The sequence below is a fragment of the Thiobaca trueperi genome (assembly GCF_004342175.1).
In the GTDB taxonomy this organism is placed as follows: domain Bacteria; phylum Pseudomonadota; class Gammaproteobacteria; order Chromatiales; family Chromatiaceae; genus Thiobaca; species Thiobaca trueperi.
In genome coordinates this window covers 256,576-269,226 of the sequence record NZ_SMAO01000004.1, presented here as the reverse complement: position 1 = coordinate 269,226, position 12,651 = coordinate 256,576, and the positions used below count along the sequence as shown (strand labels likewise).

6 protein-coding genes, 1 tRNA gene, 1 pseudogene and 1 other annotated feature are annotated in these 12,651 nt (G+C 61.2%); of the genes and pseudogenes, 5 read left to right on the top strand and 3 right to left on the bottom strand.

What is annotated here, in order from left to right:
- Positions 1-133: 133 nt before the first annotated feature.
- The gene (ppdK, locus tag EDC35_RS09370; RefSeq protein WP_132976981.1) at positions 134-2,914 is read right to left on the bottom strand and encodes a pyruvate, phosphate dikinase; all 2,781 of its coding nucleotides are present in this window, start codon (positions 2,912-2,914) and stop codon (positions 134-136) included.
- Positions 2,915-3,241: 327 nt separating this feature from the next.
- On the opposite strand from ppdK, the gene EDC35_RS09365 reads away from it, so the two are divergent.
- Together EDC35_RS09365 and EDC35_RS09360 are read left to right on the top strand one after the other, a co-directional pair.
- Positions 3,242-4,210, top strand: a complete 969-nt coding sequence (locus EDC35_RS09365) for a polyprenyl synthetase family protein (RefSeq protein ID WP_132976980.1) — start codon at positions 3,242-3,244, stop codon at positions 4,208-4,210.
- 15 nt (positions 4,211-4,225) lie between these two features.
- Positions 4,226-4,302 (top strand) — tRNA-Pro (locus EDC35_RS09360).
- 108 nt (positions 4,303-4,410) lie between these two features.
- On the opposite strand, the pseudogene EDC35_RS09355 reads toward EDC35_RS09360, so the two are convergent.
- Positions 4,411-5,606: pseudogene (locus EDC35_RS09355) on the bottom strand (IS3 family transposase).
- Positions 5,233-5,328 (bottom strand) — a sequence feature (AL1L pseudoknot). (Overlaps the previous pseudogene by 96 nt.)
- A gap of 259 nt (positions 5,607-5,865) precedes the next feature.
- Between EDC35_RS09355 and EDC35_RS09350 the strand changes: the two are divergent.
- Positions 5,866-8,157: an alkaline phosphatase D family protein gene (locus EDC35_RS09350; protein WP_132976979.1), complete on the top strand. Its 2,292-nt coding sequence runs from the start codon at positions 5,866-5,868 to the stop codon at positions 8,155-8,157.
- 117 nt (positions 8,158-8,274) lie between these two features.
- On the opposite strand, the gene EDC35_RS09345 is transcribed toward EDC35_RS09350, so the two are convergent.
- Positions 8,275-9,786, bottom strand: coding sequence for a lipopolysaccharide biosynthesis protein (locus EDC35_RS09345; RefSeq protein WP_132976978.1), 1,512 nt, complete (start codon positions 9,784-9,786; stop codon positions 8,275-8,277).
- A 317-nt stretch (positions 9,787-10,103) separates the two neighbouring features.
- On the opposite strand from EDC35_RS09345, the gene xrtD reads away from it, so the two are divergent.
- The gene (gene xrtD, locus EDC35_RS09340; RefSeq protein WP_243651576.1) at positions 10,104-11,714 is read left to right on the top strand and encodes a VPLPA-CTERM-specific exosortase XrtD; all 1,611 of its coding nucleotides are present in this window, start codon (positions 10,104-10,106) and stop codon (positions 11,712-11,714) included.
- 174 nt (positions 11,715-11,888) lie between these two features.
- Positions 11,889-12,566: a YiaD family glycine zipper/OmpA-like lipoprotein gene (locus EDC35_RS09335; RefSeq protein WP_132976977.1), complete on the top strand. Its 678-nt coding sequence runs from the start codon at positions 11,889-11,891 to the stop codon at positions 12,564-12,566.
- Positions 12,567-12,651 lie beyond the last annotated feature (85 nt).

The window sequence follows — 12,651 nt, the reverse complement described above, 5'->3', positions numbered from 1 at the left end:
CCCAGGATGGGCAGGATTTTCAGGTCATTGTTTTTAATCCTGTTAATCTTGAGCCATCCTGTTAACCCTGTCCATTGACAGCGTTTCGGGCGCAGGCCCGGCGAGCGTCCCAGGACGCTCGCCGGGCGGGTCTTCAGCGTGCGCCCTTGAGCGCCGCATGCGCCGCCGCCAGTCTGGCGACCGGCACGCGCGGACCCGAACAGCTCACATAGTCAAGCCCGGCATCATGGCAGAAGGCGATGGATGCCGGGTGGCCGCCGTGCTCGCCGCAGATGCCGACATGCAGGTCGGGTTTTGCCGTGCGCCCCCAGTCCACCGCCAGCCGCATCAGCTTGCCCACGCCTTTCACGTCCAGCGTCTCGAAGGGATTGTCCTGAAGGATTCCCGATTGATTGTAGAAGGGCAGGAACTTGTTCTCGGCATCCTCACGCGAGAACGAGAAAGCGGCCTGGGTCAGGTCATTGGTGCCAAAGGAGAAGAACTCAGACTCTTCGGCCAGGGCATCGGCCAGCATGCAGGCCCGCACCACCTCGATCATGGTGCCGAACTTGAAGGGCACAGCCTGACCCGCATCCGCGACGACCTCGGCGTGGATGCTGTCGACGAACGACCGGACCTTGCGCAGCTCCTGCGCGGTGCAGACCTGGGGCACCTTGATCTGCGGATGGACCTCGATCCCGGCCTTCACACAGTCGGCCGCTGCTTCCAGGATCGCCCGGATCTGCATCTGGTAGATCTCAGGGAAGGTGATGCCGAGACGCACCCCGCGATGCCCGAGCATGGGATTGGTCTCGTAGAGCGCCCGCACCTTGCGCAGCATCGCCTCCTTCTTGCCGATCGCCTCTTCGATCATCGCCGGATCGAACAGACGCCGCATCGAGTCAACATCCTCACGGACCTTGTCCGACTTGTGCAGCAGGCCCATGGTGCCGGACAGCACCGTCATGCCATAGGCCGCCTGTGAGAGCGCGTGCAATTCCTTGAGTTCGCGCCGGAGGACATCCTCGTTCGGCAGGAACTCGTGGATCGGCGGATCGAGCAGGCGGATGGTCACCGGATAGGGCGACATCACCTCGAACAGCTCGCGGAAGTCCTGACGCTGGAGCGGCAGCAGCCGGTCGAGCGCCTCCTGACGCTGTTCAGGCGTTTCGGCGACGATCATCTCAATGACGATCGGCAGTCGCGCCACGTCATTGAACATGCGCTCGGTGCGCGCCAGACCGATGCCGACCGCGCCATAACGGCGTGACCGGCGGGCGTCGTTCGGGGTATCGGCATTCGCCATGACCTTGAGTCGGGCCATCTCGTCCGCCCAGCCGAGCAGGGTGTCGAGTTCGGGGGTGAAATCCGGCTCCACCGTCGGGATGGCGCCCAGATAGACCTTGCCCGAGGTGCCGTCGATGGTGATGACATCGCCTTCCTTGAAGCTGGCGAGTCCGACCCGCGCCTCGCGCCGGTTGACATCGACGCTGATGCCCTCGGCGCCCGCGACACAGGGCTTGCCCATACCGCGCGCGACCACCGCCGCATGCGAGGTCTTGCCGCCGCGCGAGGTCAGGATGCCTTCGGAGGCGAAGAAGCCGTGAATGTCCTCCGGCTTGGTCTCCTCGCGCACCAGGATGACCTTGTTCCCCTGTTCCTTGCCCAGAAGTTCGGCACGATCCGCATCGAAGACCGCGATGCCGGACGCCGCACCGGGCGAGGCGGACAGACCCTGGGCGACCGGTTCGACCTTGACCGTCGGATCCAGATGCGGAAAGAGCATCTGTTCCAGCGATTCGGGCGCAATCCGCAAGAGCGCCTGTTCCTTGGTGATGAGCCCCTCCTGCACCATCTCGACCGAGGTGCGGACCATGGCAATCGAGTTCATCTTGCCGTTGCGGGTCTGGAGACAATAGAGCTGACCGCGCTCGATGGTGAACTCGAAGTCTTGGACCTCGTGATAATGCGCCTCCAGCTTGTCGCGCAGCGCATCGAGCTGGGCCGCGAGACCGGGCATCGCGGACTCGTTCGCCAATTGGTCGATGGCGGTCGGGGTGCGGATGCCGGCGACCACGTCCTCCCCCTGCGCATTGACCAGATATTCGCCGTAGAGCTTGTTCTCGCCGGTCGCCGGGTTGCGGGTGAAGGCGACGCCGGTCGCCGAATCGTAGCCCCGGTTGCCGAAGACCATGGTGACGACGTTGACCGCCGTGCCGTTGGCCATGTCGGGCGTGATGTTGAACTGACGACGGTAATCGACCGCACGCTTGCCGCCCCAACTGTTGAAGACCGCCTTGATCGCGATCTCAAGCTGCTCATAGGGATCGCTTGGGAAGGGACGGCCGGTCGCGGCCTCCACCACGCGCAGAAAGCGCTCGCTGACCTGCTTCAGTTCGCTGGCTGAAAGACCCACGTCCTGCTTGACGTGCGCGGCCTCTTTGATGGCCTCGAATTCCTTGTCGAAGGCGGCATCCGGTACGCCGAGCGCGACCTTGCCAAAGAGCTGGATGAAGCGCCGGTAGGCGTCATAGCCGAAGCGCGGATCGTCGGTCGCGCGAATCACGCCTTGCAGGGTTTCAGCGTTCAGACCCAGATTGAGGATGGTGTCCATCATGCCCGGCATGGACATGGCTGAACCCGAGCGCACCGAGACCAGCAGCGGATTGTCGGGATCGCCGAAGCCCTTGCCGGTCTTCTGTTCCAGGGCGCGCATCTGCGCGTGCACATCATCCATCAGACCGGCGGTCAAATTGCCATCCGGCGAATCCAGATAGGCCAGACAGGCATCGGTCGAGATCACGAAGCCCGGCGGGACGTTCAGCCCGATCTGGGTCATCTCGCACAGATTGGCGCCCTTGCCGCCGAGCAGCCGCTTGTTCTTGCCGTCTCCTTCCTCAAAGGCGAAGACATGTTTGGTGGTGAGCGTGTCCATCGATGATTGCCTCTCTCGTCAGTTGGTTTGATAGAGATTCCGATCCTCGCTGAGCCCGATGAGCATCGGGCCAGAACCCTATTCTGGCATTTTGCAGCGGGTTGTTGGCGAAAAACGGCGTTCACTGCGCTTGCGAAAATCAACGCCATCATCAGCGTCTGCCACGCAGACGACAGACCGCGCGAAACCGTGCACTGCCAGGAGTCGACCCGGACTGCCAAAATAGCGTAATCTTAGCCCCCAGATCGTCGCCACGGGCCGTCGGCTTGACAGCCTTCAGCCGCACACCTAGCATCCGCCGCCACCATCGACAGACCCCAGACACGCATGGACCTTTCCACGATTCGACACCCTGTCGCCGATGACTCGAAGGCGGTGGACGCCTTGATCCTGCGCCGACTCCAGTCCGATGTCGTGCTGATCAACCAGATCGGCCACTACATCGTCAACAGTGGCGGCAAGCGTCTGCGCCCGCTCTCCGTGCTGCTCGCGGCACGCGCCTGCGGGTACAGCGGCGAACGCCACATCGATCTCGCCGCCGTGGTGGAATTCATCCACACCTCCACCCTGCTGCACGACGATGTGGTGGACGGCTCGGAGCTGCGCCGCAACCGCGAAACGGCCAACGTCGTCTGGGGCAACGACGCCAGCGTGCTGGTTGGCGACTTCCTCTATTCGCGCGCCTTCGAGATGATGGTCGATGTCGGCAGCATGCGGGTCATGGAAGTCCTCGCCCACGCCACCAACCGCATTGCCGAGGGCGAGGTGCTGCAACTCCTCAATGAACGCGATCCGGATACCGACGAGGCGCGTTACATGGAGGTCATCACGCGCAAAACCGCGACCCTGTTCGAGGCGGGAGTCCGTCTTGGCGCAGTGCTCGCCGAAGCGCCGCAGGAGATCGAGGACGCCGCCGCCGAATACGGCCTCAGTCTCGGCATCGCCTTCCAGTTGATCGACGATGCACTTGATTACAGCGTCGATAATGCCGAGCTGGACAAGAATGTCGGCGACGATCTGGAAGAAGGCAAACCGACACTCCCGGTCATCCGCGCCATGGCGGTCGGCACACCCGAACAGCGCGCCCTGCTGCGCGACGCCATTGAGCACGGCGGACGCGACCGGATCGACGCAGTCACCGAAGCAATTGCGTCCACCGACGCAATCACCTATACTTTGCAGCTCGCGCAATCCTATGCGACGCGAGCGAAAGATGCGCTTAAAGCCTTGCCCCCATCTTCCGCGACCGAGTCGCTTGCCATGATGGCGGACTTTGCAGTCAGTCGCATGCATTGATGCGCAATTCAATTACGGGGTGTAGCTCAGCTTGGTAGAGCGCTGTCTTCGGGAGGCAGAAGTCGCAGGTTCGAATCCTGTCACCCCGACCAATTTTCCCGAATCAAATCAGCCGCTTCACAGCGGCTTTTTTGTGCCTGTTGATCCTCCTTCCTGGGTTGTGAACCGCCCCGGGAATCTCGGAGACTCGTTAATGTGAGTCACACGGCCATGGCTGACTCAGCGAGTAGCCGATAATAAGCCTCTTCGGCCTCGGCGGGTGGCACATTGCCGATCGGTCCGAGCAGGCGCCGATGGTTGAACCCGTCAACCCAAGCCAACGTCGCCAGTTCCACCGCCTCTCGGTTTTTCCAGGACTGGCGGTGGATCACCTCCGCCTTGTAGAGGCCATTGATCGTTTCGGCCAAGGCATTGTCGTACAAGTCGCCCACGCTGCCGACCGATGTCTCAATACCCGCTTCGGCCAAGCGCTCGGTATAACGAATTGACACAGATTGCACCCCGCGATCACGGTGATGGATCAAACCGCCCTGATCAGGCGGCTGGCGTGCGAAGAGGGCCTGTTCCAAGGCATCGAGCACGAAGTCAGCCCGGGCGGCGCTGGACACCGTCCAGCCCACGATGCGCCGGGCAAACACGTCGATGACGAAGGCGACGTAGACAAAGCCTTGCCAAGTCCTGACGTAGGTGAAATCGGAGACCCACAGGGCGTTGGGGCGTTCAGCCTGGAACTGACGGTTGACCCGATCCAGCGGACAGGGCATCGCCGGGTCTTTTGACTGTCCGTCCCCGGACCACGCCTTTCAACCCCATCTGGTGCATCAGGTGCTCGCCGGTGCAGCGTGCCACGTCGATGCCTTCACGTTGCAACTGCCGCCAGACCTTGCGCACGCCATATACCTGGAAGTGCTCATCCCAGATGCGCTGGATGTGCGCCATCAGCCCCGCGTCGCGCTGGGCGCGGGCCGAGCGCCGGCCAGGGTCGGCACGTTGGGCTGCGTGCCGGTCGTACGTCGATGGGGCGATCGGCAAAACCTTGCAGATCGGCTCGAATTGTCGTCGATGAAGGCCGTCATCGCTTCAAGGGGCGGTCGAGCTCCGCCTGGGCAAAATACGTCGATGCCTTGCGTAGAATTTCGTTCGCCTGGCGCAGCTCCCGCACCTCCCGCTCCAGCGCCTTGACCCGCTCGGACTCGGCGGTCGTCACACCCTCACGTTGACCGCTGTTCTTGTCGGCCTGGCGGATCCAGCGACGCAGCGTCTCAGCCGTACAGCCGATCTTGCCGGCAATCGAGACGATCGTGGCCCATTCGCTGTCATGCTCGCCCGGGTGCTCGCGGACCATCCGAACGGCGCGCTCACGGACTTCTGGGGAATACTTGGTTGCTGTTTTCATCGCTCCATCCTCTCAAAGGTTGGAACCTCCGAGAAACCCGGGGCGGTTCACCCTTTCGGCGACAGGCACGACACGACATTAGCGAGGCAGTCGTGGGAGGGCGCTCCGTTACGAAAGGGCGCGAGTCGTCGCAGCCAGCCCACCGTCACCGTCATGTCATCCTCCCTGGTTAGCATCCATCCCCACCCGGCGAACTGCCGGGGTCGGCTTGCATCTATTTTTGTTTTCCAATTCTTTCAACGGATAAGGCATTCAGACCATGAGCATCTCCAGACGCCAGTTCCTCAGGATCGCCGTCGTTTCCGCCGCCAGCGCCTCCCTGGGGGCGACCGCGAGTCAGGCCGCAACGGAATCCGCCGACATCGACCCATCCGGCGCAACGGGCGCCCCCAAGATCAGCCGCGTCCGCTTTCCGCAATCCGTGGCTTCGGGGGATCCCAAGCCGACCAGCCTGATCCTCTGGACCCGGGTGCGCAGCGATAGCGGAGCCGATGTCAGTCTCCGTTTGCAGGTGGCGAAGGATGCGGCTTTTGCGAAACTCGTGGTGGATACCGAGCTTTTGGCCAGCGCCGAACACGACCATTGCCTGAAGGTCAAGGTCGTGGATCTGGCGCCTTACACCAATTATCGATATCGCTTCCTCTATGGGAGCAAGACGCCCGTCTCCTCGCCCGTTGGCCGGGCCAGAACCGCTCCCCTGGCGGATGCCGACGTGCCCGTGCGGTTCGGCGTGGTGGTCTGTCAGGACTATATCGACGGTTACTACAACGCCTATGCCCTGATGCAAAATCGTGACCCCAACCTGGACTTCATCGTCCATCTGGGCGACTACATCTACGAATACGATCATGGCACCGGCGGTGAAGGGGACGACATCGCCGCGCGGGCCATTCGTTTTCCCGACCAGTCGCCGGGCGCCTGGGTCAAGGCCAACTGGGAGCAGGGCGGCAAGGATTCCAAGGCGGCGCGCAGTCTGGAAAATTACCGTCACCTCTACCGGGTCCACCATGGCGACCGCATGCTGCAACGGATCCATGAACGCATCCCCATGCTGCTGATCTGGGACGATCACGAATTCTCCGATGACTGTTACGGGGCGAGCGGAACCTATTCCAATGGCCGTATCAAGGAATACGACCCCGAACGCCGACGGAACGCGCAACAGGCCTTCTTCGAGTATCTGCCGGTCGATGAAGACTTCGCCGACGGGATCGACGACACTCAGGCCCTCGACCCGCCACTGAACGACACCTATCGCTCGACCGCCAAACCGGGTCGCGGCTGCTGGAGAACCCTGCGCTTCGGTCGGCACCTGGAGATGTTCCTGGCCGACTACCGCACCTATCGCCCCGATCATCTCATCCCCGAGGACGCCTTTCCGGGTCAGGTCGTTCTCGACAAGGCCGCGCTGATCGCCCTGTTCGAGGCCCAGTATCCCGGTCAGGGGGCGGCCATCTACGCCGCCCAGAGCGGCAGCTTCTCCGCCTATACCGCCCTCTCCAGTCTGCCTGCGGGTTACGCGGACCATGCCGCAGCCTACACCCAGGTCCTGATGGGAGTGCTGACCCAGGTCTATCTGGCCGAGGGCCTGACGGCGACCAAGGCGCAGGCCAAGGCCACCAGGGATCTGTCAGGGCCGATCGCCGTGCGCTGGTTCAACGGACTGCTCGCCCAATACAACGCCACCGTGCCCCCGGCCCAGCAACTGCCGCCGATCGACAGCGCCACCGAATCCAAGCTGGAGCGCGGACTGGACTACACCCTGCTGGGGAAGACCAGCTTCTTCTCCTCGGTCGGCGCCCGCTATGGGGTGGTCAAGGCGACCTATGACCTGCTGGCGGCCGCCAGATACAAGGGGCGACCGGAAAAGGTGCTCGGCGCGCAACAGCAGGCAGCGCTGGATCGGTTCATCGCCACCAGCGACGCCAGCTTCCTTTGTCTGGCGAGTTCGGTCTCCACCGCCTCGCTGGTGTGGGATCTGACCGAGGTCGACGAATTCGCGCCCATCGGCTTCAACCAACGCTTCCTCGCCAACGTCGATCATTGGGACGGCTTCCCCACCCGCCGCCAGGCCATCCTCTCGGCCCTGCAAGAGCGCGGCAAAACCTTCGTGGTTTCCGGCGACATCCACGCCTCCTTCCTGACCCAGTGGCGCCCCGATCCCGGCAACCTCAATGCGGTCGCCGATTTCACCGCCACGTCCATCTCCTCCACCGTGTTCAACCGCTTCGTCGAACTGACCGTCGAGGCGCTGTCCGATCTCCTGAACACCCCGGAGATGCAGGCCAAGGCTAGGGAATTGCTGGTGGACGGGCTCGACGACACCCTGAAATCGGGCTTCGCCAACGTCTATCCGCACTCCGAACTGCGATACGCGCTCACCCGCGAGAATGGCTATGCGGTCATCGCCGTCAACGCCGATCAGGTGCAGGCCACCTACCGCACCTTCCCTCACGCCCAGGCCAAGACCCCCGCCTCCAACACCGGCGCTGGGCTGACCGTCACCACCGCCCGGTTCCGTTTCGACGGACGGGAGATCACAGCGATTTAACCGATCCGCAGCGGGTGAGGCGCAGGGACGCGCCCGCATCCATGACCCGCGCCGGTTGGCTGGGATCCCCAGAGCGAAACACAAACTGAAAATAACACATATCGTGCTTGACGCAGTTTAATCTCGCATAGTGCGCGCGTCAGGACCGAGAGGCACGGCGGACTGTCTCAGCCGCGGCCCGTCCAGCAGAAGCACTGCCAGCAGAAAGACCGCCAGACAGAGCGTACCGACGACGAGCGCATGCCAGTCGAGCACGGGTTGCAGCCACAGGCTCGCCAGATAGAGCGCCACGCCGAAGGCGACATAGCCCAGCACCCGCCAGATTTCGTAGGGAACCGGATAATAACGCCGCCCGAGCAGATAGGACATGACGACCATGGAGACATAGCAGACCAGATGCGCCCAGGCCGCACCCGCATAACCGTAGATCGGCACCCACCAGAGCAGCAGCAGGATGGTGATCCCCGCGCCAGCCAGTGACACGCCCGCCCCCAAGAGGGTGCGATCAGTCAGCTTGTACCAGATCGAAAGATTGACATAGATGCCGAGAAACAGCCCGGCCAGCAGCAGTACCGGCACCACATCCAGCCCTTCCCGATAGGCCGCACCGACGAAATACTGGAAGAGATCCAGATAGAGCGTGACCAGCAGGAAGAGAAAGACGCAGCAGATGACGAACCAGTTGAGCACCAGCGCATAGGTCTGGCGCGCGTCCTGCTGTTTGGCATAACTGAAAAAGAAGGGCTCACCCGCATAACGGAAAGCCTGAATAAAAAGCGCCATCAGGATCGAGAGCTTGTAACTGGCGCTGTAGATGCCGAGTTGCGCCATATTGGTGGCGTCATCGAAGGGCAGCAGATATTTGAGCGCGGCGCGATCGAGCATCTCGTTGATGATGCCGGCGAAACCGATGACGACCATCGGCAGCGAATAGCGGATGAGAGGATTGAAGAGATTCGTCTGAAAGCGCCCGCGAAAACCATCCCGCAACTGGGGCGCCAGCAGCATCAGCTTGAGCAGACTCGCCACCAGATTGGCGATAAAGACATAGCCGACGCCGATGTCTGGATCCCAAAGCTGCCCAAGCAGGGAGTGCGGATCGGTCTCGAAGGCGCGCCGGCAGAGATAGATGAAAAAGATCGTCAGACCGACATTGACGCCGATCTCCAGCAATTTGATCGTGGCGAAACGTCCCGCCCGATCCTCGGCCCGCAGCCGCGCGAAGGCCACCGCGCCCACCGAATCGAGCGTCAGGATGGCGGCAATCCACCAGATGTATTCAGGATGCCCTGGATGACGCAAGAGCTCCGCAATCGGCTCGCGCAGCAGGATCGCCGCCAGCAGAAACAGTGCGTTAACCAGCACCAGAAAGCGCAGCACGGTCGCATAGACATTCTCCGCCGGCCATTCGCCACCGGCGCGAAACCGGAAATAGCCGGTCTCCAGACCGAACATCAGCAGCACCGCCAGAAAGCCCATATAGGCATAGAACTCAGCCACCACCCCATACTCAGCCGGGGCGAAGGTATAAGTCAGCACGGGCACCAGCAGATAATTGAGAAAGCGTCCGAAGACGCTGCTGACGCCATAGACGGCCGTCTGCGAGGCAAGTCGTTTGAGTGGGTTCAAGGTCGGGAGTCCGGGATGGTTTGACGGCGGATCGGGGCGCATTCTAACCTACGAATCCCGTGCCTCGGCGCCACATCACAGACCTGTCGGCGAGTGTCCTGTGATATCGGGCGAGCGCCCGTCTCCTCGTGCAGCACCTTAGAAATCCCGAGGCCATTCGTTGTCGTTGTCGAGGATTCGCAACCGATAACGAAAATGATCGTGGACGGTCTCGGAACATCTGTACTGCTGCACGAATGTTTGACAGGCAGATGCCTCAGGTGCCGTCGGATCACGATTTACCTTCAACATTGCCTGTCGAGCAGCGAGCCTGAATCATGACGACGACATTGAACCTACCAGCATCCGCCGACGAAAAAGATGCCACTCCTGGGCTCATGACGATCTGGAAGGCGAAGCCCTGGCATTGGCTGCCTGTCGTCGTGGCAGTTGGACTGCTCATCTTTATTTTTTTCGATGGCCTGACCTCCATGCTCTCCGCTTGGGAAAGCGAGGAATACAGTCATGGCTATATGCTCCCGCTGGTCGCCGCATTGCTGATCTGGCAGCGATCATCGTTATTGGCGCAAACCTGCTTCCAGACGAGCTGGTCGGGCGTGCTGCTGACGCTCTTTGGCCTTTCCGTCTATCTTGTCGGTGAACTGGGCACGCTTTATACGCTTATCCAGTATGGACTTCTGATCACACTGGGCGGCATCTGTCTTTCATTCATGGGATGGCGGGCATTTCGGATCATTCTGCCCGCTTACGCCCTGCTTTTTTTTACCGTCCCACTCCCCAGTTTTCTTTACAACAATCTCTCATCCGAACTTCAGTTGATTTCATCTCAACTGGGCGTCTTTGTCATACGACTGTTCGGCATCACCGTCTTTCTCGAAGGCAATGTCATCGATCTCGGCACCTATCAGTTACAGGTAGTCGAAGCCTGTAGCGGATTGCGTTATCTGTTTCCTTTGTCCGCGCTTGGTTTCATCGCCGCCATTCTGTTCAAAGGCGCATTCTGGAAAAAGGCAGTGCTGTTTCTCTCAACGCTACCCATCACCGTTTTGATGAACAGTTTTCGGATCGGCATGATCGGCGTGCTGGTCAACTACGGTGGCGTCGGCATGGCCGAAGGCTTCATCCATGACTTCGAAGGATGGGTGATCTTTATGGCCTGCACCGCCCTGCTGGTGCTGGAGATGTGGGTTCTGGCGAGAATTGGACCAGACCGGCTGCCGCTGCGCGACGCCTTTTCAATCGAGGGTCCGGAACCCCTGCCCCCATCGGTCAGAGTCGTCGAGCGCCGCCTGTCCTGGTCCTTTTATCCCATCATTCCTGTGCTCCTGGTGGTTGCCACTGTTTCGCAGCTCCTGCCGCAGCGCGAGGAAATCATTCCCGAACGAACCGAGTTCCTGTTTTTCCCCAGCACCCTTGCTGCGTGGCAGGGACGCACGGATCGACTCGAAAAACAATACATCGACGCCCTGCAATTCGATGACTATCTGTTGGCGGATTATGGCGACGGTTCGGGAGACACGGTCAATCTTTATGCCGCTTATTATTCTTCGCAACGCAAGGGGGCGTCGGTTCATTCACCAAAATCCTGTCTGCCGGGTGGCGGCTGGCGCATCAATGAATTTTCGCAACGCGAAATAGCCGGGGCTGGCGGTCAGCCCCTGCGTGTCAACCGCTCGCTGATCCAGATGGGCGATGAACGCCTGCTGGTTTATTACTGGTTCCAACAGCGCGGACGTGTCATGACCAATGAATATTTGGTGAAATGGTTTCTCTTCTGGGACGCGCTCACCCGTCAACGCACCGATGGCGCCCTGGTGAGGTTGACGACCCGCGTTCCGCTTGACGCGGATGTGGCGAAAAAGGATGCGCTGCTTGCCGATTTCATCCACCTGATCGATGCACCGCTGCGGCGTTTCATCCCGGAATGAGGCGTGAAATGCATTCTTCTCACTCTGAGTTTGGCGCTGGCGATGTCAGCGACCTTTGTGGAGACCCGGTTTGATCTGGCATCATGAGGCGGCTGGCGCACCTGATCGCCCTGTCTGGCCGCTCAGATGAGCGCCGCGTCACCACTCTCACCCTGTTTCCTGAAGGAGTCTTGAATGAATCCAGGTTTTGTAAAAAGCGCCGCCATCACAGCCACCGTTGCGGTGCTGATTTCCGGCTGCGCCGCTGATGGCTCGGGCATGACCGAGACGGGCCGGGGCGCTGCCATCGGTACTGCCGCAGGCGCTGCGGCAGGCGCGCTGATCGGCTCGTTCGGTGCCAACGCGGGCAGAGGCGCCCTGATCGGCGCCGTCGGCGGTGCCCTGATCGGCACGGCGGTCGGGAAATACATGGAAGACCAGCGCAAGGATTTTGAAAAAGAACTGGCAGCTGAGATCGCCAGCGGCATGATCCGGGTGCAGAAACTGCCCAACGACGAGCTGCTGGTGGGTATGACCGGCGAAACGACCTTCGCGGTGGACTCGGACCGTATCAATCCCGGCTTTTACAGCACCATGGATAAGATCGCCGCCATCATGAACAAATATGGCAAGACCGAACTCGGCATCTCGGGCCATACCGACAACACCGGTTCGGCCCAACACAACCAGCTCCTCTCCGAGCGTCGTGCCGGCTCGGTGCAGAGCTATTTCGAGGGTAGTGGCGTCATCCCGCAGCGCCTCAGTTCAGCCGGTTTCGGCAAGAACCGACCCATCGCGAGCAACGACACCGAGTATGGACGTCGTCAGAATCGGCGCGTTGACATCCTGATCGTGCCGATCAGGGCCAGTTAAACCGCGCCCTGTGCGATATGCAGTGCCTTTGGAGTAAAAAGCCACCCGCAAAGCGGGTGGCTTTGGATTAACCCCAAAGGGGGTC

Bases quoted from the DNA above. Each gene is read 5' to 3' on its own strand.
- xrtD (WP_243651576.1), top strand. From the start codon at position 10,104: ATGACGACGACATTGAACCTACCAGCATCCGCCGACGAAAAAGATGCC.
- ppdK (WP_132976981.1), bottom strand. From the start codon at position 2,914: ATGGACACGCTCACCACCAAACATGTCTTCGCCTTTGAGGAAGGAGAC.
- EDC35_RS09365 (WP_132976980.1), top strand. From the start codon at position 3,242: ATGGACCTTTCCACGATTCGACACCCTGTCGCCGATGACTCGAAGGCG.
- EDC35_RS09335 (WP_132976977.1), top strand. From the start codon at position 11,889: ATGAATCCAGGTTTTGTAAAAAGCGCCGCCATCACAGCCACCGTTGCG.
- EDC35_RS09350 (WP_132976979.1), top strand. From the start codon at position 5,866: ATGAGCATCTCCAGACGCCAGTTCCTCAGGATCGCCGTCGTTTCCGCC.